This is a genomic window from Mycolicibacterium lacusdiani (assembly GCF_021916785.1).
Taxonomy (GTDB): Bacteria; Actinomycetota; Actinomycetes; order Mycobacteriales; family Mycobacteriaceae; genus Mycobacterium; species Mycobacterium lacusdiani.
Genome location: NZ_JAKCFC010000002.1, coordinates 347,816 through 369,144, shown reverse-complemented (window position 1 = coordinate 369,144; position 21,329 = coordinate 347,816). Strand labels below are relative to the sequence as shown.

Genomic DNA, 21,329 nt, shown 5'->3' with positions numbered 1-21,329 from the left:
TGGCGTGACCATCCCGTCGGGGGATGCGTAGATCGAAGAAGATCACCAGGAGGGCACGACAGTGAATATCACCATGGCCGACATGAGGCTGACCACCACCAAACTGACCATCACCCGGTTGGCCGCTGCGGCGGTCGCCGCCGGCTCGATCGCAGTGGCGGGCGCGGGCTTCGCATTCGCCGAGGGCGCCGCGACGCAGCCGATCGGATCGCAGGGAAAGTTGGTCGACGGCAACGTCATTCAGGGCTGGACCGTGAACGGCCTCAAGCCGAGTTCCGACGTCATCCCCTACCCCGTTGCGGGCACCCTGTGGGAGGTCACCGCAACCGACGAGGCGATCCAGGGCGGCGCGATCCCGATCGTGTCGAACTTCAACGCTCGCGCCAACGACGGCCAGACCTACCGGGCGCTGTTCGGCGTGGCCACGCCTCAGGGCGTGAATCCGGCAGGCCTGGCGCAGGGCCAGTCGACCAGCGGAAAGATCTACTTCGACGTCACCGGAGCGCAGCCGGACAGCGTCGTCTACAACGCGGGCGGCAACGACCTGTTGGTCTGGACCCCCGCTCCCGCACCACAACCGCGCCAGGGCGGTACGCAGTCCTACCCGGCGCAGCGCGGCGGGCAGACCGCGTCGGCTCCCGCGAGTTCGCCCGCCACCGAAGCACTGGAGGGTGTCTCGGCCGCGACGCCCGAGGGCGCCCAGGCAGCCGAGGCACCCGAAGGCACCGCTGCGTCGACCGAGGGAGCTCCGCTGCCCGCGAGCGCCGAACGCGTCCCGGGCGCGCCGCTGCCGCAGGGCAGCACGGGGACACCGCTTCCCGAGGGCAGTTCCGGCACGCCGCTGCCGGAAGGCAGCTCGGGCACGCCGCTGCCCGCTGGAGCCCAGCCCGCAGGTAGCCAGGGCACCCCGCTCCCCGCAGGCACCGAGGGTGCGCCGCTGCCCGCGTCCGTGACACCGGCTCCCGCTGCGCCCACCACCACCGTCGTGGTGCCGCCGCCGGCCTGAGAGTAGGCCTGCTCGTACGTCGGCGATTCAGCCGAGCCGCCGGCCCTTGCCCACGCGGGCGGGGCCGGCGGCTCGCGTCACGAGTGCGACGACCACCAGGCGTACAGGCGGTCCAGCGGCGGCCCCTTCTCGTCACCGCGAACCGCGCTGACGACGAGGTCGGCGTCGTTCGTCCACGCCAGCGTCGGCAGGTCCCGCTGGTAGCCGCAGAACAGGATGCCCGCGACCTTCTCCGGCGTGGCATTGCGGCGCCATGGCCCCGGCGATTGGATCGAGCCGGGGCACACCACGACGGTCGAGGCCCGGATGACGTCCTCGAACGCGGTCTTCAACGCCGCCTTGTCGGCCACCAGCGTGTAGGTCGCCAGCGGCGGGCCGCCGGGGTCCCCGTTGCGTTCGCAGCCGAACTTCGCCAGCGCACCCCTTGGAGTGGCCACCGGCTCGCACGCCGCAGGTGCATACCCCCGGGGCAACAACCTCCGCAGCCGCTCGCGGGCCTGCGCCTCTGGCGAGACCGTCGCCGTGGGAGTCGACTCCGCCGGCGGCGCCTCGTCACCCGACGAGTTCGCCATCCACACGCCGAGGCCGCCGAGGACGACGGCCGCGGCGACGGCAATCGCGATGGGCCGCAACGGGATGCTCGGCTTCGGCCGGGGCTGACGCTGCCGGGGTATCACCGACGCCGCCGCTGAGCCCGGCGGTCCCTGGAACCCGCCCGACCAGGGGCCGTCGTCATGCGGCTCGAACGGGCGGAAGGGTCCGGACGGATGCTCGGCGACGGGGCGGGGATGGACGGCTGGGGCCTGCACGGACACCGGATCCACGCCGGACTCGGCGAGCCATTCGTCGTCGCGGAGGTCCTCCAGGTCACCCGGACCGCCACGACGGTGGTCGATCGGATCGGACGGGAGGCGCCACCGACCGGTGAAGTTCGGGTGCACGTCGTGCTCGCCGTCCGAATCCGGTTCGGGCGGACGCGAATCCGACGGCGGGGGCACCGTCATGCCCGCACCTCGGTGATACTCGCGATCACTGCACTACTCCTGAAATCGTCCCCGGCGACGTTAGGACCCTCTGATCACGAACCCGGCGTCGCGGCCGGGCTGCGGTACCGAGGGTAATCGCCGACGGCGCGTGACGTGCCGACGTGCCGAATGAGCCGCAGCGGGTTCTACATTCGGCGAGCGAGATCCTCGTCGCCGCCGGGGGACTGCCGAGGCACGTCCACCGGCGGCGGGCCTGCGCTGCCGGTGCCGGCACCCGGCCCCGCTGCCGCAGCGGGCGGCTCAACCGGCGCTCGCTCGGCGGGCGGTCGATCCTCGCCCTCGCGCTGCCGTTCCCGCTCCTGCTCAAGGGAGTCGTCCCGGGAATCGGGCTCGTCGCGTGGCGAGGCATTGGGAGCACCGCTCGGGGCGCCACCGCCCGCGGAACCGCCACCCTGCTGGCCGAAACCCTGGGCGGCCTGCATCGCCTGCTGCATCATCTGGCCGAAGCCACCGCCGCCCTGGCCCGCGCCCGAGGCCTGCTGACCGGCCTGCTGAGCCATCTGACCCATCTGGCCCAGCATGCCGCTGATCTGTCCGACCGACTGCCCGCCCGAGGCGTCGGCGTTCTCGTAGGCCGACTGCGCAGCGCCGACCTTGCCCGCGAAGTTCGTCTCCTTGGCCTGCAACGAGGCCACGCTCGTGGCCAGCGGGGTCGTCAGCGTCGGCAGCACCGCGGCGATCGTCATGCTCATCGCGTCCTGGCCGGGCGGCAACATCGGCGGCTGGGGCAGCTCGACGGTGGCGGGGTTCCAGGTGATGCCCTCGGGCTTCTGCAATGGGCTCGTCATGTCCGCTCCTCTAGCTCAGCTCGGCTTCGTCGAACGGCGTTGTCGTACAGGTGCACTCACCAGTCATCGTCGCCGTCCTCTTCGCCGAGGTCGTATTCGAGCGCCGCCGGCGGTGCCAGCGACGCGGCCGAGCCGCCGCCGGTCTCGCCGCGGTGCGGCATCATGCCCATTCCGCCGCCCATGCCGCCCGCGGCCACCGGAGCGATGCCGCCGACCGCGGAGCTGTTCGCGCCTGCGGGCACCGCGAACGCTTCCGGCGAGGCTCCGACGAGCCCCGCCATCAGTGGGGTCTGCGCGCCAATGCCTCCAGACCCCGGCAGTGACGCCGCCTTGACCATCCCGGCGCCGCTCCCCGGCCCCGAGCCACCGGCCAGCGGATGGTTCGAGAACGCCGAGAAGGGTGTCGCACCGCCGGCTCCCATTCCACCGCCACCGCCACCGCCGCCCTTGCCGCCGAACATCGAGGTCAGCTGCTGCAGCGGCTGCGCCAACTGCTGCAGTGGTTGCATGAGCTGCTGTGGCGCCTGGGTCAGCATGCCGCCGAGTTGCTGCGGGAGCTGGGCGGCCATCGACGCCATCTGAGTCATCATCTGCATGGCCTGTTGCGAACCCTGTCCGCCTGCTTCCCGACCCGCCTTGGCGGCCTTGTCGGCGCCTTGGGTCGGCACCCCGGGGGCACCGGTCGGCGGGAACGTCGGCGGCACCCCGAGGCCGTTGGCGAGTTCGGCGGTGTTGGCGTTGACGTAGGCGGTGTTCTGCGCCAGGCCCATCTTCATCCGGCTCTGGATCAACTCGGCAGTGTTGCTGACCGGCATCGCTTGAATTGCCTCGCATTCGCGCTGCACCTCCAGGGCGGTGGCGTTGACCAGCGCCTTGGTCTTCGCGACCGTGACCTCCATGCTGCGCAGCTTCAACGCGATCGCCGCGGCTTGGGCGGCGTTGGCCTCGTGTCCGCCGATGATGGTCGTCGCCTCACCGGCCGCCGCGACCGCTCCCCCGCCGGTCCACTTCTCCGACAGCGACGCCAGCTGACTCTGCTGCAGCGGCACCACCGAGCCGGTCAGCTTGGCAGCGAGCGCTTCGTACTGTGCTGCCGACGCGGCCAGCGCATCCTCGTCGACGTTCGGCCACCCCGGCCCCATCACCGTCTGCGACCCGTACGGGCTCACGTCCTGTTGCAGTCCCATGACACGGTTCCCCTCCCGCGTGTCCAGTGTCGGTTCGAGATTACCGTCCGCGCGATGCCTGGCAGTGCGCCTATTGCAGGACGCACGCATGCGCATTCCCCTGCAAGGGCACCCTGGTGCCCACCGCGTCTCGGCCGGCAACTTCAGCAAATTTGCGTCGGTCGTCGAAGCGCGGGTCCTCCACGTCTTTACGGGGGCGTCAACCGTTTACAACGGGCCATCACAGGTTGTACCCTGCGATCTAGATCACAAATCTAGCAACGAGGAACGCACCACCAACGGAGATCCGCGGAACGGCCGACTGCCGCTCTCCGACCGCCAGGGGTGGGGGGTACGAGGCTGCAGGTGGAAACGCCTGCAGCCTCGTCTCGTCGGCGTTCCAACACACGAATCTCTGGTCGATCCACTATCGATGCGCACGAGCGTAGGCGGGTAGATGATGCGAGGGTGAGCCCCCTGCGCCGATCCCGCACCGCGGCGTCGTGGATCTGCGCCGCGGTGGCCGCGCTGATCGTCGCGGGCTTTCCCGTCTACGTCCGCCCGCAAGTCGACCCGGTGCGCAAGGCGGACGCGATACTGATCCTCGGCGGGCCGAGTTACGGTCGCTACCCCCGGGGCCTGGAACTCGCATCGGCAGGCGCGGCTCCGACGGTGGTGGTCTCGAATCCCAACGGGCGCAAAGATCCATGGCTCACGCAGCAATGCGCTTCGGCACACGCCTACGAGATGGTCTGCTTCGTACCGGATCCGCCGACCACTCGGGGCGAGGGTCGCGAGCTACGCCGCCTGGCGGCCGAGCGAAGATGGCGGACGGTCGTCGTCGTCACCTTCCGACCGCACGTCTCCCGGGCGCGCTTCATCCTCCAACGATGCTTCGACGGTGAACTCGTCATGGTCGTACCCGACGATCCGGTGTCGGCGCCACGATGGGTCGTCGAGTACGCCCTTCAGACCGTCGGATACGTGCGGGCAGCACTCCAGCCCGGGTGCTGATGGCTACCATCACGACATGGGGAGGAGGCGAAGCCGTACCCGACTGGTCCTGGCGCGACTGTGGGCATACCCCCTCTGGTGCGGCATCAGGTGTTCGAACGTCGGCGGGGTCGTCGCGGACGACGTCGCCTGGTGGATCACCTGCATCGACGATGCCGAGCTGCGAGGGTTCGACCCGTACACCCAATTCGCCTACCTCAGTGCAGCGCTCGGGGAATTCCGGACGCTGGCGCACTTCCGACTACGCCAGGGACCAGCCGTACTCAGGCTCGTCCTGCGCATCGTCTACCGGCCGTCACCGACGCTGATCCTCGAAGCGGATCGGATCGGTCCCGCGTTCTTCATTCAGCACGGCCTGGGCACGATCGTCACCGCGACGTCCATCGGCAGCCGGTGCTGGATCAACCAGCAGGTGACGATCGGCCACGACGCCGTCGGCAGACCAACTCTGGGCGATGACGTCAGGGTCGGCGCTGCAGCGGTGGTACTGGGACCCATCACCCTCCACGACGGTGCGACGGTCGGAGCCAATGCGACCGTCATCCACGACGTGGGTCCGGGCGAGACCGTCGTCGCACCGCTGGCGAGGGCACTCGAACCTCGTCGTACGGGCGGCGACGACGGACCAGTTCAGGCACCCAGATGAGAGCCGGAACCACCTGTGCCACAACGATTGCCAGTGCGGCGGCGACGACGACGCCTACCGCGCCGTAGCCCGGCGCCACGGCGCACCCCAGCCCGATGCTCGCCACGGCCATGACGATCGTCCAGAACGCCTGCCATCGCGCCTCTGCGGGCAGCGTCAACAGCACGGTCGCAGGCAGGTGCATCGCCTGGCCGATGAGCAGTGCCCCGAAGGCCAACGCCAGCCAGGCCGTCACCTCGATCTCGCCGCCGGACAACACTTCGGCCGCCCAGGGCCCCAGGAGCCACATCGCCGCCGCCGCGAGCGCGGCGAGCGCGGCGAACGACGTCGTGAGACGCCGCCACATCGCGATCGTCTCGGCGGTCTCGGTGCGGCGCCGCACGAAGATCGGCCAGTAGGCCAGGCCCGCCGCTGACAGCACCGACCAGCACGCCGCGTACATCTGCGCCAGCAGGGAGTACTCGGCGAGTTGTTCGGGAGTCGAGAGGTGCGCGAGGATGACCCGCCCCGTCTGCAGTCCGATCGGCAGGCCCAATCCCACGACGAAGAGCCACATGCTGCCTGCCAGCAGCGGTGTTCCGGTCGAGGCACCCCGCACCGGAGAGAACGCCGACGACCCCAATCCGGACAGGCGCAAGGCCAGGACGCAACCCAGCAGCTGACCCGCGAGGAGACCGCCCAGGCTCGACGTGACGTACCAGATGCCGTCCACGCGGGCGGAGAACAGCAGCAGCGTCAGACCGAGCGCGAAGGCGGGGCAACTCATCAGGACCACTGTTGCCAGCGGGTTGCGGTCGATCCCGATCAGGATCCGAACGCCAAGGCCCGCAGGCAGAGTCATCCCGAACAGACACACCGCGACGGTGACCGCCCACCGGTCCTGCGGCCCCGAGGCGAAACCGATGACCGTGGCCCAGCCGTCGAGCGACATGATCACGACGGCGACGACCACCACTGCGCCTGCAACGCCAAGTAGAACGCGGAACCCACGACGCACGACGTCTGCCGCAGCGGGGTCCGCATTCGGACCGCGCAGCCGTGCGCTCGCACTGATCACGGACGCACCGATGCCGAGGTCGGCGAACGGGAAGAGCAGCGTGACGGTCGCGACCAAGGCGACGAGACCGAAGACGGCCGCACCGGTCTCGCGCACGACGATGGCCGTGTTGAGCAGGCCCAGCGCGACGGTGATCGGCGTACCGGCCAGCCGATACATGGGCGCGGCCAACGACGCGCGCCGCTCCTGCGGCGCCAACCGGTCCCGCGCCACGGTCACGACCGGATCGGGCCGACGAGCCGACCGATGACGATCCGCACGGCGCTCAGGCCCGCGTAGGTCAACGCACACGGGCCGGGGCGCCCGTGCGCGAGCGCCGACCACACTGCGCGGGCCACCCCTGACAGCGACCGTGCCGACACAGCCGCGCTGACGGGACTACTGCACAGGTAATCGCCTCGGACGCGACGTGATTCGCCGCCCAGGTGCTGCAACCCCCAGGCGATGTAGTCGCCAGTGCGATCCTCAGAACTCCGCGACACCGATGACCGGCGGACGTCGTACACGCTCAGTACCTCTGGTACGTGCAGAAGCTGGACGTCGGGCACGCGGCGCTGGACCTCGATGAGCCACGTGGGTTCGTCGTGGACGGCCCCGCGGTGACCGTCCCAGCGCACCTGGTGCGCCAGGGCGGCAGGGAACACCAGCGTGGAGGTCTGCAGCACGGCGCCACCGACACCGACCTCGCGAACACGGAAGAGGTACTCGGCGACCGACTCGCCCGGTTCGATGAGTCGCCGTGGCCAAGTCCTCCGCCGGTCGCCGGGTCCGACGACGGCCATGCGGGACGAGGACACCCACCCCGGGCCCCATTCGGGACGTACCCCCGACAGCTGGCACTCGAGCTTGCCCGGGAGCCACTCGTCATCGTCGTCCAGCAGCGCGATCACCGAACCCCGCGCGGCGTCGATGCCCAGTTGTCGACATCTCGCGGCACCACTGCCCGCCGGAGCATGGATCAGGACGACCCGGTCGTCGGACGGAAGGGGCACCGACGTCGCGGCGTCCAACACGACGATCACCTCGCGGACCTCCGCCGACTGTGCGAGCACCGATCGAACGGCGACCGCGACGCTCGGCCGACCGACCGTGGCTATGACCGCACTGACGACGTGGCTCATCCCGTCGCCGCCGCGGGACGCCGGGACGTGATCGCGCAGAACAGAAGTGCGACACAGGCATCCTCGGCGATCGTGTTGTAGGTCCATGGCGAGAACAGCAGATCCCAGATGCACTGCAGGGCCACCGTCAACGCCAGCGCGGACCAGCGGCCGAACTCGACGTTCCGCCACACCACGACGACGCAGGCGACCAGCAGCCAGGCAGGCAGGAGAGCGGCGAGGATTCCGCCCTCGGCCCAGGAGCCCAGCAGGATCGAGTGCATCGCGGAGTAGTCGGTGGCGGGAAGCCGCCAGTAGAGGTCGAACGGGAAGGTCGGGTCGAATCCCATCGCAATCGCGAGATGCTCTGCGCGCGTGTACACCTCCGGCGTGAGGTTCGTGCCGCTACCCCAGCCGAGAAGCGGCCGATCGGCGATGGCGGTCAACGTCATCGGAGGCTCCGTACGGCCGGCCAGCAGCAGTGGCAGATTGGTCGCGTCCTGCTCGAGGGTCTTTCGCTCCAATGCGGCTCCGAGCATCCCCCATCGCGCGGCGATTGGCATGAGGAACGTGAAGAGCACCGCGAAGGCCCCCACGCCGACGAACTGCCAAGCCCGGCCGATCCGGTCACCCACCAGGTACCGCGCGAACAGGATCGCCGCGGCGATCAGGCACACCAACGCATGAGATCGGAAGTTGAGTGCCAGACTGGCCACACCGATGATCGCCAACGCGGCCGGTATCACGAGGCGCGGCAGATCCATTCGGGTCAGCACGTACAGGAACACGACGGTCACGCCGTGGGCGACGCCGTACTTCCAGAAGTGGAGGAAGTTCCCGGTGCTGGTGAGTTCGATTCCCTCGGTGAGGAAGAATACGACGGTCCCGAGACCGATCCCGGCTAGAACCGTTGCGATCGACTCGATCGACCTGCTCGTCAGCACCGTCAGACCGATGAAGTAGAGCGAGAAGGCCGCGGGTGCTACCGCATTCGGCCAGAGCAGGCTGACACCGTTCACCAGGCACGACGCGATGTACGCCGCCCAACCCAGGGCGGCAAGGCCCAGGGGGACCACGTCGACGCTGCGGTGGCGGACGAGCAGGAAGCCGGGAACGAGCACCAGACACACGATCGACAACACCGTCGCGGTCACGTTGGCGATCTGCACGGCGGACGTCGCGCCCACTACGAAGATCGCCACCTGCCCGGCGAGGGCCGCCCGCGCCTGCGGCCTGACCTCGGCGACGTCCTCGTACCTCACGATGCACCATCCCACGTGTCGAGCGTCTGACCGGATGGCCGCTGGATTGAGATCGACTGCACTGCAGCGCCTGTCGCGCGCGACGAATGCACGAGTCATCCGATGACGTCTCGTTCACCCTCCACCGGATCGGCGCTCGGCGTACATGGATCTCGGGGACCAATTCGTCGCTGGTCATGGATCTAGTCCATGACGCCACGAGACGTCCGCGCAGCGGGCTCACCCTCGCCGACGACTCTCGAACCCCGTGTTGACCGATGTGCCGAATGCCGTCTCAGCCACCTGTCATCGCCGGATTCACCGCCCCGCCCCGGATCGCAGAACGAACTAGTCCCGAACGCATGAAGAACTAGTTCGCTACTGCCCAAGAGGATTTCAGCAACATTCCTGACGTCCGCATACACTTTCCCTAGTCGGTCGAGGACGCCTCGCCGCAAAGTTGGCAAAGAGTCGGCCTGGGGGGGTAACGACATGGGGGTCACCACGTCGCAAGTCCATTGGTCGCTGGCCGCGGCCCGGGGCTGCTCGTACGACAAGGGCCGCGGGGTGCTGTTCCAGGCCCTCTGGGTAGCCGCCTCCGAGCTGGTGGTCACCAAGGTCTGGTGTCCCAACCAACTCAGGTGCGCGATCCTGCGGTGGTTCGGGGCGAAGATCGGCCGCGGTGTGATCATCCGGCACCGGGTCAGGGTGCACTGGCCGTGGAAGCTGTCGATCGGCGACGATTCGTGGGTCGGCACCGACTCCGAGTTGTACAACCTCGACACGATCGACATCGGGTCGGACGTGTGCATCTCGCAGCACGCATACCTGTGCACGGGCAGCCATGACCGCTTCTCGCCGGACTTCGACTTCGACAACGGCCCGATCGTCGTGGCAGACGGAGTATGGATCTGCGCCCGATCCACGGTGCTGCGCGGTGTCACGATCGGCGCGAACTCGGTGATCGGCGCGACCTGCATGATATCCGGCGACGTTCCACCGAATGCCGTCGTCCGGGCACCACGGCCGACGGTGTCGTGATGCGGATCCTCCAGGTGGTGTCATTGCTGAACCCGGATGGTGCCTACGGGGGTCCGGCTCGGGTCGCCCTGAACACGAGCGCCGAGATCATCGGGCGGGGCCACGACGTGACCGTCGCCGCGGCGACCCGCGGCTATCCCGTCGGCAGCACCACCTTCGACGGCGTGCCCGTCGAACTGTTCGATGCGCGAATGCTGATGCCCACGAACAAGTTCTACGGCATGGGAGCACCTGACCTGTCGCGGTGGTTTCGCGCCAACGGCAGGAACTACGACGTCGTGCACATTCACTTCGCTCGCGATCTCGTCGTACTGCCGATCGCCATGTCGGCACGGCGGCAACGCATCCCCTACGTGCTGCAAACCCACGGCATGGTGATTCCGTCCCAGCACCCCCTGGCGGCACCTCTCGACGTGACGTGCACGCGTCGGGCACTCCACGACGCCGGAGCGGTCTGTTACCTGACGGCTCAGGAGAAGGGACAGCTGACGACGGTGGCCGGGCCGCGGCTGAGGCTCTTCGAGCTGGGCAACGGCGTCCCCGAATACGCAGGCCCGACTGCACGGTCAGGAGTGCCGGAGGTGCTCTTCGCTGCCCGTCTGGCCAGTCGGAAGAAGCCGCTGTCGTTCGTCGCCATGGCACGCATGCTGCTGACGTCGGGGCACCGCGCCTGCTTCACGCTCCTCGGCCCGGACGGGGGGCAGGGTCCCGCCGTCACCGCGGCGACCATCGCGCACCCCTCCATCAACTGGGACGGCGCCGTCGAACCGAACGAGCTGCCGACGCGAATGGCAGCCGCGAACGTCTTCGTCCTCCCATCGGTTCGCGAGCCGTACCCCATGGCGGTCCTGGAGGCCATGTCGGTGGGTCTGCCCGTCGTAATCACCGATGACTGCGGATTGGCACCGATGGTCGACCGAACGGGGTGCGGGATCGTCACGGACCCCTCTCCCCCATCGCTCGCGGCCGCGGTCGGCAAGCTGCTCGACGACGAATCGCTGGCGGCCGACATGGGTCGGCGGGGCCGCGAGGTAGCGCGGTCCGAGTTCAGCATGTCCGCCATCGGTGACCGCCTGGAGCAGGCCTATGCACGCGTCGCGGAGGGCGCACGGTGAGGAACGCATCGACGTTTCGCCGCTCGACTCCGATTGCGGTGACCGCCCTCGTCCTGACCGGAGCGATCGTCTCGGCGTCCCTCGTGTTCACCCGTCTTCGTGAACCCGACCCCAGTTGGCCGCTCAGCGTCGCCGTCATCGGAGATGCCTTCACCGCCGGCGAGTCGAACGGGGTCGTCTGGCCGACACTGCTTGCGCAGCGCACCGGTTGGTCGGTGTCCAACTTCGCGATGCCCGACGCCGGTTTCGCAGCCGACGGCCGGGGCGGGCACGCCTTCACCCACCAGGTGGAGCGCGCCCAGGCAGCACGACCCCGGATCATCCTCATCACGACCGGCCAGGCGGACAACGATCTCCCCGAGATGGGTGCGGTGACGGTCGGCGCGATCGACGCGTTCGACAAGATTCGACTCGGCGGGCAACGCGCCCTGGTCATCGGGCCCATTTGGTACGGAACCCCCACACCCGGCAAGGTGCACATGGTCTCCGAGGCCGTGCGGGAGGCGGCACGAATCGCCGACGTTCCGTTCCTCAGCGGTATCGAGCCACCGTGGCTGAGTAGGAGCCTGATGCAGGGGAACCTGCACAGTCCCAACGATGCCGGCCAGTCCGTCATCGCAGACAGGGTGGCCGCGTGGCTGCGGACGGAGATCGGCGCATGAACGGTGTGCGCTTGTCCGACATCGCCTCGGCGGCGACGGCGGCCGCAGTGGCCATCGGCCTCGTGCTCGCCTTGACTCCCGACAAGACCCCGTCCGCGCCGCCGCAGCCGGCCGACACGCTGAGCCTTCGACTTCCGCAGGCAGAGCACGAGCCTCCGACTGCCCTGTTCATCGGCGACTCCTACACCGCCGGCCCAGGGCCACGGGAACTCTCGCCCAGTTGCTTGGCAGCCAGCCGGCTGGGATGGCTGTGCCACCTGTCGGCAGTCCCCGGCACCGGCTACGTCAGCGGCGGGCCCTCCAACCGGTTCACGGTCGATGATTACCGCGGCGAATCGACGTCGTTCTCGGAGCGAATCCCCCTGCTGGCCAATCAGTTCGATCCCGACATCGTCATCCTCGACGGCGGCAGGAACGACCAGTTCCCGCCACGGGCGAACGTACTGGCTGCGATGGTCGCGACCATCGCCGATGCCAGGCGGGCATGGCCCGAGGCCGAGATCGTCTTCGAGAGGCCTCGTTTCCTGAGTCGACCGAACGACGATCTCGGCTTCGACGAGTCCTTCACGAACCGGTTGCTCCGCGACCCCGATGCCCGCGGCGTATCCGTCATCGACCCGATCCGGGCGATCGACGGTCGCGACACGTCCAACCTGCTCTCCGACGACGGCATCCACCCCAACCGGCAGGGCGAACTCGACCTCGCCGCGGCGATCACGGCGTCGCTGGTCGATCAGCGCTTCGCGGCGGACGCGTGATGAGCACCTCGTATCTGGGTCTGCTCCGCGCCAAGTGGCGTTGGCTCTCGTGGGGTGTCCTCTTGGCACTGGCGGTCACGACCGCAGCACTCGTGGCGACACCACCCCTCTACCGATGCGAGGCAACTCTGTTCGTGCGCACACCGGGGGACGTCAGCAGCGTGGTCGACGGTGGCGACTCGTATGCACAGGGCCGCGCCCGTACGTTCGCCGCGTTGGCCGACAATTCGGCCCTGACATCCCGGGTCGTCACCGACCTGGGGCTCGAACTCGCGCCCGAGACGCTCGCCGCGCGAGTCGACGCCGAGAACCCTCCTGGTACGGCGCTGATCGAGATAGAGGTGAGTAGTCCAACGCCGTCTGAGGCGCGACGCACCGCGACCGTTCTGCTCGACGAACTGGCCGCGACGGTCGACGGATTGGAGACCGTGCCGGGTTCGCTCGTTCCGCGCGCCGAACTGGTCGTCGTCAATCCACCGTCGGCCGAGGTTCGGGTCAGCGCGTGGGGTCTGCCGGTCGCCGCAGTGTTGGCGGGCGCCGCATTGACGGGTGTCTTGGTGGGGGCGATGTGCGTGGTTCTCACCTCGGTCCGCGCCTCGGCGGGGCGGTCATCCGCCGGTGCCGAATCCCTCGTCGACGAGCCAGCCCGGGGTGTGCGGTGAACGTCTTCGAGTTCATCGGCGAAATCTGCAGGAGATGGCGGACATTCGCGTGGATCGCATCCGGCGTCGCCGTGCTGGGGACGGCACTCATCCTGGCGACCCCGACGACGTACACGTCGTCGACGCAACTGCTGGTGTCCATCTCCGGATCGACGACGTTCGAGGCATACCAGAACGACGACGTGGCCAGGGAGCGGATCAACTCCTACCTCCCGTTGCTGACGAGCGAGGTCGTGAGTCAGCGCGTCGTGGACGAACTCCGGTCATCGGAGACCGCGGAGCAATTGGCCGAGCGCGTCAGCGCAGCGAGGGTGCCACCGAACACCTCGCTCATCGACGTGTCGGCCAGTGCCCCCTCGGCCGACGAGGCACGGGCGTTGGCCGACGCGTACGCGACCGAATTCATCGCCTACACCAGGGCATTGGAGACTCCCACCGGGATGGGCGCCCAAAAGGTGCGGGTCACCCAGGTGAGCGGTGCGAGCGATCCGCGCAGTGACGTCCCGGTACGACTGGCGCTCGGCATTCCGACGGCGCTCATCGCCATCGTGCTGGGCGCGGCGGCGGTGTGGATCAGATCCGGGTCCACGCGCCGTCGACATCCCGAACTCGCGAAGCCCGTGAAAGGAAACTGACCCGTGGACCTGTTCGACGTCGTCCGATCGTGCCTGCGACGCTGGTACATTCTGATCCCCTTGCTGGCGGTCACCGGGGTGTACTGCCACCAGGTGTACACCTCGGTCCTACCGGTGTACTACTCGCAGACGGTGATCGGGCTTGCTCCTCCCAATCAACGGGTGGACACCGTCGCAACGGGCCAGGCGGTGCCACGCAACGGGCTGCTCGACTTCGGTGGGGCGCCGCTGCTCGCGAACATGGCCTCGCTGGGTCTGCGCCAGACGACGGTGGTCAACCGTGTCGTCGCCGCGGGCGGTGAGCCCATCTACGACGCACGGCTCTTTCCGGTACCCGCGACGTCGCCGCCCATCCCCCTGGTCATGATCGACGTCGCCACGGCGAACCCCGAATCTGCCACGAGGACACTCGAACTGGCCGCCATGGAACTTCGCGCGTCGCTGGAGAACATCCAGGTGCAGGCCGACGTTCCCCCGGAGATGATGGCCACGTCGTTCATCGTCTCGCCGCCCAGCGTGCCGGTTCCGGCCATGCCGTCACGGACACGGTCCACGATGACAGTGGCAGTCGGCGGTGTCGGCCTCACGGTCCTCCTGACGGTGCTGGTGGACGTCGCGCTGAACCGCCGTCGCAAGCGGGTCAGATCGACGGCCGGGCCCACCGGGGACGTGGCAGCCGACGCGACGATCCTCGACGAGCCCACCGCCGGCCTGGCGATGGACGATCGGCGGCCGCGTGAGCCGGCAAGAGTGGCACCGTCGCAGTGACCATCGCCGACCAGGACGCGCCACCGGTTGGCGCCGTCAGCGCGGACCCGGCACCCGCCGACCCGCCACCGCCATGGATGCTGCGACTGCTGTGCTTCGTCATTCCGGCACTTCCGGTGTACGTGGTGCTGCCGGGCGCGTTGAAGGGCAATGGAAGCCCCGTCCGGATCATCACGCTGATCATGTTCGGGCTCCTGCTACTCGGCTTCCTGACTCGGCGCAGATCGGGCGGCGGCCGCACCCTCAACCCGGGGGTCGTGATACTGCTGGCCTACCTCGCCATGTGGCTGATCGTCTCCGGCATGGGCATGACCGCGCACGACGACTTCACGACCGCTTCCAACCGGACCCGCGCACTGCTCGCGCTGGCGGGTCACGTCGCCGCGGGGTTGTACGTGTTGGTGAGCGTTCGGTCCGCGCGGCAACGCGACGTCCTGCTCGGGTGGCTGGCGGCAGGGCTGACGTTCGCGTGTCTCGTCGGACTGCTGCAGAGCGTGAGTTCCATCGACCTGCGCTACTTCTTCCAACCGCCGGGGTTCGTCCTCAACACCGAAGACCTTGCCTTGAGCGAACGGATGGGGGTCACCCGCGTTAGAAGTACGTCTCAGCACGCCATCGAGTTCTCGGTGTTGGCGGCGGTGACCATTCCGCTGACCATCTACTTCGCCCGCCACGCGACGCGTCGTCGGGTTCGATGGCTGTCCGGCGCCGCGTGCGTCATCGCGGCGCTCGCGCTACCGGCCTCGGTCTCGAGATCCGGGATCATCTCGCTGCTGGTCGCATTGGCCATATACGTGTTCGCGTTCAAGCTTCGCCCGATCGCCGTGTCGTCGGTCGCGATCGCCGCCGCGATCACCGGATACGTGGCGGCATTCCCGGAGGTCGCCGACGCGCTGTGGCGCACGTTCACGGGCTCTGCAGAGGACGAGAGCGTCTCGGGCAGGCTCGAGGACTACGCCAAGGTCTCGGAGACACTCAGCGAACATCCGATCTTCGGGCTGGGTCTCGGCGGCGCACCGCCCACCGAATTCGGCTATCTCGACAACGAGTGGCTGCAGGCGGTCGTCCAGGGCGGCGTGATCGGGTTGATCGCGATGACCGCTGTGATGATCGGCGCGCTCTTCGGCATGTCGGCTTCCATGCGTGGTGTCACGTCACCGAGGGAGCGGGAGCAGACCTATGTCTTGGCCGCGATGACCGTCGGGATCATCGCGTCGAGCTTCACCTTCGACCTGTTCTCGTTCGAGCAGGCGGCGCTCGTCTTCTTCGTCCTGTTCGGCCTGCTGTGGTCGGGCTTCGACGTCGCCGCGCCGGAGCGGCGACGCGGCCGTCACCTCCTCGACCGGCTGGTGACGTCGCGCTCCCAGCTCGTGGCGGGGCGGGCGGCGCGCCACCGAACCAGCAGTGCCACGGCGAGATAGACCGCGGCGTCGGCCGCCGATCGCGGACCCCTGGCGGTGCGCAACACGGCGCGAGCGGTGGTGCCGGCCGTCCTCGGCGCGCCGAGCGGATCGAGTGCCGCCAACTCGACGTTGCCCCTGTTGTGGCGGCCGAGGACGGTGAGCAGGCCGCGGACGTTCGTCGGTGTGACCCAGATCGAGGGTTCCGTCGACACGACCATCTTCTCGTCGGTCTCGAACTGGCTGTCCACGAACTTGTCGTCGCCAGTGATGTCGGGGAACCGGCCGAAGCGTCGGTGTCCCGCCTCGGTGAGGGCGTACACCCCAGCCCACCACAACGCATCGCGCTCGGCGGTCATCCGCGCGCGCGCACGGTAGTACGCGCGGACCAGTGCGGTCGCCCCCTGCGTGCCGTACCGGAACGCAGGACGGGCCGCGAGCACGTCACCGCGCCGTAGTGCGTCGAGCACGGCCAGCACGGCCGTCGGCGTGATCTCGATGTCGGCATCGAGGTAGAGCCGCGGCCAGGAGGTGGCGGCCTCGTCACCGGTGTTGAGTGCGAACGTCTTCGAGCCGACGTCCGTTTCGAGTACCACGGCGCCCGGGATGCCTCGCGCTCGCTGCGCGGTGTCGTCGGTGCATCCGTTGCACACCACGATGAGTTCGATGGATCCCTCCACCGCCAGCTGACTCAGCGGGTTGAGGGTGCGTTCGATCACCATCGCCTCGTCGTATGCGGGCACGATCACCGCACCACGGTTCATGCCGACGAAACTCACAGCGGCGCCGCTATCTTCGTTGCCTTCGGCAACCCCGACCACTTCCGCCGGCTCAGTACCACCGCGAGTGTGCGGCGGTGCGTCCGATCATACGATCGCAGCACTTCGCCGAGCGCCACGGCAGCACGGAACATCACGGAATACGTCCGCCCGTGGTGCATCTCGACGTAGCGGATCCGGTTGACCGCCATGAGCGCGGCGAGTGCGGGCGAGGTACCCGATCCGCCCAGTCGGTGCTCGACGACCGCGGTGGGCTCGTAGCGCGCCACGCAGCCGCTGTCGCGTACCCGCCGGAAGTACTCGATCTCCTCGGAGTAGAGGAAGAACCGTTCGTCCCAGTCGCCCAGACGACGCGCAACCTCACCCCTGATGAGCATCGCCGCGCCGGTGGCCCAGTCGACGTCGTGGGCGTCTCGGTAACTGTCGCTGCGGTAGTCGAATTCGGACAGGCGGCACGGCCGGCCTCGCCAGAGCGTTCGGCCGAAGAGCGAGTCGCCGACGACGCCCATCGTGGATGGCTCGAAGCGCAGGGACGGATAGGTCTGCCCGTCATGATCGAGTATGCGTGGCACGACCACGCCCACTCGATCGTCGGATGCGAGTGTCTCGAGCATCCGACCAATGGCCTCCGGTCTGACTCGCAGATCCGGATTCAGGATCAACACCGATCCGCACGATCCGGTGTGCGGCAGCGCGCGATTGATGCCGCCGGCGTAGCCCAGATTGCCGCCTGACTCGATGAGCAACGCGTCCGGGTACGTCGCAACGACTTCGACGGTCCCGTCGGACGACTGGTTGTCCACCACCAGGACGCGCAAGGCGTGCGAGCGAGCCGAGGCCCGCAGGTCGTCGAGCAATAGACCGATGTCGGCTGCGCTGTTGTAGGTCACGACGATGATCGATGCATCCGCGTGTTCACCGGCGGCCAAGAATCTACCGTCCGCCACGTCGGTTCCGAGTGAGGTCACGAGACCGGCTCCTTCGCAGTATCGTTCGACCCCGCCCTGCTTCTCGGCCACACCGTGTCCTTCACCCACGCTGCGCCGACGATCGCCCACAGCGCGAGGAACGGCAGGGCAGGTACGAGGAAGCGGAACCCGCCGCCGAACACCATGACCTGCACCGTCAGGAGCACCGCGAAACTGAGGGGAACCAGCCACGGGCCGCGGTGGCGCCGGAACAGTCCCACTGCGACGAGCAAGAGCGCAGCGATCCACCCGACTCGAACCGTCCATCTCGGAGCGGGGTCCAAGAACACGCCGCGGTTGAGCCGCGTGACCGGGTCGAACGTTCGGACCAGCCGTTCGGGTACCCGCTCGGCGAACTCCGCGGGATTCTCGCGGATCCACGCGACGGCGAAGTCGCGCAGGAAGCGGTCATTCTCGACTTCGTCGACCGGCGGGACCGGCAATCCCTCGTTCGCCTGTGCGGAATCCGCCAGGTCGTTGTTGGCCAGCGCGATCGTCACTCCCCCGGCAGTGGTCAGCGGAACGAATGCGTCCAGTCGTTCGTAGTTCCGCCACGACCAGGCGCCAAGGATTATCGCCAGCCCCACCACCGCTCCGGTGGCCGCGCGCCAATCGAGTCGGCGGCCGAGGGCGAACAGCACCAACGCGGGCAGCCAGAACGCCATGACCGGCCGCACGAGTGTGGCGTACCCCGCCAGCAGCCCCGCCGCGAGCCACCACCACGCCACCTGCCGTCTCTCGCGCAGTTCGACGACCAGGTAGCAGAGGACGACCGTCAGCAGGTTGAAGAGGCTCTCTGCGTACAGCGACGCACCGATGATCAGCACCCAGGGGAACAACCCGTACGCGAGACCCGCGAGCGTCGCCTGCCTCGGCGTCATGCCGAGGCGCTCGCCGAGGCACATCAGCGCGACGGCGGTCAGACCCGCCAGGACGGCGGTGAGGACGAGCCCCACGTTGGGGTGTGGACCGAAGATTCGGTACGGGATCGCCAGGAGCATGGGCCAGCCAGGCGGACGCGCCGCCTCGAAGTGCGGCGGGCCGAAGTCGAGATCGCTCGCCAGCCCGGCGGCGAGAACATGAAAGTGACCGCCGTCCTCGTACAACGCCCCCACCGAGCGACTCAGCACGGCTGCGACGATCAGATGGGTGGCGGAGACCGTCGCTCCCACCATCCAGTAGGTGCGCGCGCGATTTCGCACGGCTACCTCACCCCGCATTGCCAGACCCCCGACTGCCACCGCCTCACGATAACGACCAAACGGCGTTCTGCCTACCGGTCGAAGGACTATTCGACGTTTGCCTGTAGCGCTTGGGAAGCTAGAAAATGCGAAATGCGCGCGCACGTATTACGTTGTCCCCATGCGTTTCTGAGCGCTTTTACGATGGAACTAGTTCCTTTTGCCTAGTTCGCCAGATGTTAAGCTCGTCGCGTGCCGTGGCCATGCGGCACTCGAGTACAGGGGGAAATGAATGGATGCTCGAATCCGCTCGGAACTGACCGGTTTCATCGTGGACAACTACCTGTTCGGCGATGTATCGCGAACGCCGGCAGTCGACGAATCACTGGTCGAAGGCGGTGTCGTGGACTCGACCGGAATTCTCGAACTCATCGAATTCCTCGAGTCCCAGTTCGGCATCGAGGTGTCCGAGACCGAGACGGTTCCAGAGAACCTCGACACGATCGCGCGGATGACGCGCTTCGTGCTCGAGAAGCAGCACGTGCTCGAGACGGCGTAGATCCGGCCAACGTCGATCCGGGGGGATTACGTTGTCAGGCAGAGAGATCGATGTTGGCCGGGGGGCCGATGCGCCGATCGAACGTCGGTACCGCGCTTCAGTCCAGGGTGCGTGGGGTCCGCTGGCGGATGTCCGCGCCCGGGCCGACCGCGACGGCACCCGGCGGCACGTCCTTGGTAACGACGGCGTTCGCGCCCACGACGCAGCCCCGTCCGAGCGTGAGGCCGTAGCCCTCCTTCGGGATGATGCATGCGCCGGCGCCGATCGTGACGCCGTCCTCGATGACGACGCCCATGCCGGAACCCGCATGCGGGGCGCCTGCGGCAACCGTCACGCCGTGGGCGATCTGCACGCCGCGGCCGATGGTGGTGTCGGGGTGGATCACCACCCCAAGCCCGTGATGCCAGAGCACCACGTCGTCCGCGACGTCGGCCTCGGGCGGCAGTGCCGTGCTGAACGCGACGGCGTTGACCGCCTTCAGCACCCGGGCGCAGCGGCGCAGGCCGCGGCGGTGAAGTCGGATGCTGGTCAACCAAATTCGTTCCGGTATCACCACAGCAGCGTATCCACCGCCGTGGGTGGTGTCACGCACGACGATCCGTGGCGACACCGCGTCCGGGGAGGAGTCGTCTCGTGGTGATTGACCACATCTGCTTCGCCGTTCGCGACCTGGCTGACGGCATTGCGCACTGGGAGAATGCCTTCGGCTATCGACGTCGCACGGAGGTCGTCACCAATTCGCGCCAGCGGGTCAGGGTCGTCTTCCTCGACAAGCTGGGTAGCTTGCCGGTGAAGTTGATCGAACCGTTGGACGACAACCTCGCACTCCAGAAGTCGGTCGAACGCGGTGGCGGCTTCCACCATCTGTGCTTCAAGTGCGACGACGTGGACACCGGGATCACCGGATTGCGCGACAAGGGGCTGCGCGTGCTGGTTCCACCCCAACCCGGCGAGGCCTTCAACGATCACGAAATCGCCTTCTTGCGAGCGAAGTACGGCTTGCACATCGAACTGATCGACACCGACGAACGAGCAGGACTCCTATGACCGAGACGACGGCGACACGGCCGGCCACCGCCACCCCCTCCCCGCCCGATGCGGGAGCGCAGAGGCGGACGGCGATCACGGACGCTCTCGTCCGGCTCTACGCCATCCGGCGGCTACGGCCGGTCGTGCTGTGGGTGCTGCGCCGCCTCGAGGGTGATGACTACAAGTCCCCCACGATCCGCACGATCTTCGCCAAGTACTGGGGGGTCGAGATCGGGATGTACACCATCGGTGCGTGCTTCACGCCGTGGGTCGTGGATCCCAAGACGAAGATCGGCCGCTACTGCTCGATCGCCGCCGGCGTTCGCATCATCAACGGCAACCACCCCCTCGGCTTGAAGTCCACGAACGCCGTGTTCCACAACCCCATGTTCGGGTTGTGCGATGACTGGATCGGTGACGAGCTGAACGCACTCGAGATCGGCAACGACGTGTGGATCGGTGCGAACGCGGTGATCCTGCCCGAGGTGACCCGTGTCGGACACGGCGCCGTCATCGGTGCCGGCGCGGTCGTGAGCAAGGACGTTCCCGACTACGGCGTGGTGCTGGGCAATCCCGCCCGGCTGGTCAAGAAGCGGTTCTCCGACGAGACGATCACCGCCCTACTGGAGGAGCGGTGGTGGGATCAGGACCTCGAGGACCTCACCCACAGGCTGCCCGAGTTCCAGAACTACCTCGGAGGCTAGCTCG

Annotated in this window: 24 protein-coding genes; 14 read left to right on the top strand and 10 right to left on the bottom strand. The window is 68.1% G+C overall.

All coding sequences use genetic code 11. The features are described 5' to 3' along the window. Positions 1-82: 82 nt before the first annotated feature. A complete protein-coding gene (locus LOK44_RS06710) occupies positions 83-1,006 on the top strand; it encodes an MPT63 family protein (RefSeq protein ID WP_237569240.1) in 924 nt (307 codons plus the stop codon). A gap of 77 nt (positions 1,007-1,083) precedes the next feature. Here LOK44_RS06710 and LOK44_RS06705 read toward each other — a convergent pair whose 3' ends face one another. From LOK44_RS06705 to LOK44_RS06695, 3 genes are all read right to left on the bottom strand, one after another. Continuing rightward, entirely contained in the window at positions 1,084-2,010 is a 927-nt protein-coding gene (locus tag LOK44_RS06705) for a hypothetical protein (RefSeq protein ID WP_237569239.1), read from the bottom strand. Between the two features lie 167 nt (positions 2,011-2,177). After that, positions 2,178-2,840, bottom strand: coding sequence for a hypothetical protein (locus tag LOK44_RS06700; protein ID WP_237569238.1), 663 nt, complete (start codon positions 2,838-2,840; stop codon positions 2,178-2,180). Positions 2,841-2,896: 56 nt separating this feature from the next. After that, complete coding sequence (locus LOK44_RS06695) at positions 2,897-4,027, bottom strand: hypothetical protein (RefSeq protein ID WP_237569237.1); 1,131 nt, start codon at positions 4,025-4,027, stop codon at positions 2,897-2,899. A gap of 447 nt (positions 4,028-4,474) precedes the next feature. On the opposite strand from LOK44_RS06695, the gene LOK44_RS06690 reads away from it, so the two are divergent. Next, the gene (locus tag LOK44_RS06690; protein ID WP_308192719.1) at positions 4,475-5,020 is read left to right on the top strand and encodes a YdcF family protein; all 546 of its coding nucleotides are present in this window, start codon (positions 4,475-4,477) and stop codon (positions 5,018-5,020) included. A 16-nt stretch (positions 5,021-5,036) separates the two neighbouring features. Beyond that, positions 5,037-5,666, top strand: coding sequence for an LbetaH domain-containing protein (locus tag LOK44_RS06685; RefSeq protein ID WP_237569236.1), 630 nt, complete (start codon positions 5,037-5,039; stop codon positions 5,664-5,666). Here the strand turns inward: LOK44_RS06685 and LOK44_RS06680 are convergent. The 3 genes from LOK44_RS06680 to LOK44_RS06670 are packed head-to-tail and all read right to left on the bottom strand — an operon-like array spanning position 5,560 to position 9,085. Next, a complete protein-coding gene (locus tag LOK44_RS06680; RefSeq protein WP_237569235.1) occupies positions 5,560-6,942 on the bottom strand; it encodes a lipopolysaccharide biosynthesis protein in 1,383 nt (460 codons plus the stop codon). The two genes, LOK44_RS06685 and LOK44_RS06680, sit on opposite strands and share 107 nt — an antisense overlap. Then, positions 6,939-7,844, bottom strand: coding sequence for a glycosyltransferase family 2 protein (locus LOK44_RS06675; protein ID WP_237569234.1), 906 nt, complete (start codon positions 7,842-7,844; stop codon positions 6,939-6,941). Before LOK44_RS06675 ends, LOK44_RS06680 begins: the two co-directional genes overlap by 4 nt. After that, complete coding sequence (locus LOK44_RS06670) at positions 7,841-9,085, bottom strand: hypothetical protein (RefSeq protein WP_237569233.1); 1,245 nt, start codon at positions 9,083-9,085, stop codon at positions 7,841-7,843. Before LOK44_RS06670 ends, LOK44_RS06675 begins: the two co-directional genes overlap by 4 nt. Before the next feature lie 471 nt (positions 9,086-9,556). Between LOK44_RS06670 and LOK44_RS06665 the strand changes: the two genes are divergently transcribed. From LOK44_RS06665 to LOK44_RS06630, 8 genes are read left to right on the top strand one after another with little or no spacing between them, the layout of a single operon-like run. After that, the gene (locus LOK44_RS06665) at positions 9,557-10,105 is read left to right on the top strand and encodes an LbetaH domain-containing protein (RefSeq protein ID WP_237569232.1); all 549 of its coding nucleotides are present in this window, start codon (positions 9,557-9,559) and stop codon (positions 10,103-10,105) included. Beyond that, on the top strand, positions 10,105-11,220 hold the full coding sequence (locus tag LOK44_RS06660) for a glycosyltransferase (RefSeq protein ID WP_237569231.1): 1,116 nt from the start codon (positions 10,105-10,107) through the stop codon (positions 11,218-11,220). Before LOK44_RS06665 ends, LOK44_RS06660 begins: the two co-directional genes overlap by 1 nt. 38 nt (positions 11,221-11,258) lie before the next feature. Then, positions 11,259-11,882, top strand: a complete 624-nt coding sequence (locus LOK44_RS06655) for an SGNH/GDSL hydrolase family protein (RefSeq protein ID WP_237569230.1) — start codon at positions 11,259-11,261, stop codon at positions 11,880-11,882. Next, positions 11,879-12,640: an SGNH/GDSL hydrolase family protein gene (locus LOK44_RS06650; RefSeq protein ID WP_237569229.1), complete on the top strand. Its 762-nt coding sequence runs from the start codon at positions 11,879-11,881 to the stop codon at positions 12,638-12,640. Before LOK44_RS06655 ends, LOK44_RS06650 begins: the two co-directional genes overlap by 4 nt. After that, positions 12,640-13,302 carry a YveK family protein gene (locus LOK44_RS06645; RefSeq protein ID WP_237569228.1) on the top strand — a complete coding sequence of 221 codons (663 nt, stop codon included), beginning with the start codon at positions 12,640-12,642 and terminating at the stop codon, positions 13,300-13,302. The genes LOK44_RS06650 and LOK44_RS06645 overlap by 1 nt, the downstream gene beginning before the upstream one ends. Beyond that, positions 13,299-13,937 carry a YveK family protein gene (locus LOK44_RS06640; protein WP_237569227.1) on the top strand — a complete coding sequence of 213 codons (639 nt, stop codon included), beginning with the start codon at positions 13,299-13,301 and terminating at the stop codon, positions 13,935-13,937. The genes LOK44_RS06645 and LOK44_RS06640 overlap by 4 nt, the downstream gene beginning before the upstream one ends. A 3-nt stretch (positions 13,938-13,940) precedes the next feature. Next, on the top strand, positions 13,941-14,705 hold the full coding sequence (locus LOK44_RS06635) for a hypothetical protein (protein ID WP_237569226.1): 765 nt from the start codon (positions 13,941-13,943) through the stop codon (positions 14,703-14,705). Next, positions 14,702-16,126, top strand: coding sequence for an O-antigen ligase family protein (locus LOK44_RS06630; RefSeq protein WP_237569225.1), 1,425 nt, complete (start codon positions 14,702-14,704; stop codon positions 16,124-16,126). Before LOK44_RS06635 ends, LOK44_RS06630 begins: the two co-directional genes overlap by 4 nt. Here the strand turns inward: LOK44_RS06630 and LOK44_RS06625 are convergent. Genes LOK44_RS06625 through LOK44_RS06615 form a run of 3 tightly spaced genes read right to left on the bottom strand, consistent with a single transcriptional unit; the run spans position 16,036 to position 19,093 of the window. Continuing rightward, complete coding sequence (locus tag LOK44_RS06625; protein ID WP_237569224.1) at positions 16,036-16,884, bottom strand: glycosyltransferase family A protein; 849 nt, start codon at positions 16,882-16,884, stop codon at positions 16,036-16,038. The two genes, LOK44_RS06630 and LOK44_RS06625, sit on opposite strands and share 91 nt — an antisense overlap. Further along, on the bottom strand, positions 16,881-17,852 hold the full coding sequence (locus LOK44_RS06620; RefSeq protein WP_237569223.1) for a glycosyltransferase family 2 protein: 972 nt from the start codon (positions 17,850-17,852) through the stop codon (positions 16,881-16,883). The genes LOK44_RS06625 and LOK44_RS06620 overlap by 4 nt, the downstream gene beginning before the upstream one ends. Continuing rightward, positions 17,849-19,093 (bottom strand): glycosyltransferase family 39 protein, encoded by a 1,245-nt coding sequence (locus LOK44_RS06615; protein ID WP_237569222.1) that lies wholly within the window; start codon positions 19,091-19,093, stop codon positions 17,849-17,851. Before LOK44_RS06615 ends, LOK44_RS06620 begins: the two co-directional genes overlap by 4 nt. Before the next feature lie 232 nt (positions 19,094-19,325). On the opposite strand from LOK44_RS06615, the gene LOK44_RS06610 reads away from it, so the two are divergent. Then, positions 19,326-19,592 (top strand): acyl carrier protein, encoded by a 267-nt coding sequence (locus LOK44_RS06610; RefSeq protein ID WP_237569221.1) that lies wholly within the window; start codon positions 19,326-19,328, stop codon positions 19,590-19,592. Positions 19,593-19,689: 97 nt separating this feature from the next. Here LOK44_RS06610 and LOK44_RS06605 read toward each other — a convergent pair whose 3' ends face one another. Next, a complete protein-coding gene (locus LOK44_RS06605; RefSeq protein ID WP_237569220.1) occupies positions 19,690-20,124 on the bottom strand; it encodes a serine O-acetyltransferase in 435 nt (144 codons plus the stop codon). 101 nt (positions 20,125-20,225) lie between these two features. Here LOK44_RS06605 and LOK44_RS06600 point away from each other — a divergent pair, with 101 nt between their 5' ends. Further along, complete coding sequence (locus tag LOK44_RS06600) at positions 20,226-20,639, top strand: VOC family protein (RefSeq protein WP_237569219.1); 414 nt, start codon at positions 20,226-20,228, stop codon at positions 20,637-20,639. Next, positions 20,636-21,325 carry a CatB-related O-acetyltransferase gene (locus LOK44_RS06595; protein WP_237569218.1) on the top strand — a complete coding sequence of 230 codons (690 nt, stop codon included), beginning with the start codon at positions 20,636-20,638 and terminating at the stop codon, positions 21,323-21,325. Before LOK44_RS06600 ends, LOK44_RS06595 begins: the two co-directional genes overlap by 4 nt. The last annotated feature ends 4 nt before the right edge of the window (positions 21,326-21,329 follow it).

Excerpts from the sequence above, each read along its gene's own strand:
- LOK44_RS06710 (WP_237569240.1), top strand. The coding sequence starts at position 83 with ATGAGGCTGACCACCACCAAACTGACCATCACCCGGTTGGCCGCTGCG.
- LOK44_RS06705 (WP_237569239.1), bottom strand. The coding sequence starts at position 2,010 with ATGACGGTGCCCCCGCCGTCGGATTCGCGTCCGCCCGAACCGGATTCG.
- LOK44_RS06700 (WP_237569238.1), bottom strand. The coding sequence starts at position 2,840 with ATGACGAGCCCATTGCAGAAGCCCGAGGGCATCACCTGGAACCCCGCC.
- LOK44_RS06695 (WP_237569237.1), bottom strand. The coding sequence starts at position 4,027 with ATGGGACTGCAACAGGACGTGAGCCCGTACGGGTCGCAGACGGTGATG.
- LOK44_RS06685 (WP_237569236.1), top strand. The coding sequence starts at position 5,037 with ATGGGGAGGAGGCGAAGCCGTACCCGACTGGTCCTGGCGCGACTGTGG.
- LOK44_RS06675 (WP_237569234.1), bottom strand. The coding sequence starts at position 7,844 with ATGAGCCACGTCGTCAGTGCGGTCATAGCCACGGTCGGTCGGCCGAGC.
- LOK44_RS06665 (WP_237569232.1), top strand. The coding sequence starts at position 9,557 with ATGGGGGTCACCACGTCGCAAGTCCATTGGTCGCTGGCCGCGGCCCGG.
- LOK44_RS06660 (WP_237569231.1), top strand. The coding sequence starts at position 10,105 with ATGCGGATCCTCCAGGTGGTGTCATTGCTGAACCCGGATGGTGCCTAC.
- LOK44_RS06650 (WP_237569229.1), top strand. The coding sequence starts at position 11,879 with ATGAACGGTGTGCGCTTGTCCGACATCGCCTCGGCGGCGACGGCGGCC.
- LOK44_RS06645 (WP_237569228.1), top strand. The coding sequence starts at position 12,640 with ATGAGCACCTCGTATCTGGGTCTGCTCCGCGCCAAGTGGCGTTGGCTC.
- LOK44_RS06610 (WP_237569221.1), top strand. The coding sequence starts at position 19,326 with ATGGATGCTCGAATCCGCTCGGAACTGACCGGTTTCATCGTGGACAAC.
- LOK44_RS06595 (WP_237569218.1), top strand. The coding sequence starts at position 20,636 with ATGACCGAGACGACGGCGACACGGCCGGCCACCGCCACCCCCTCCCCG.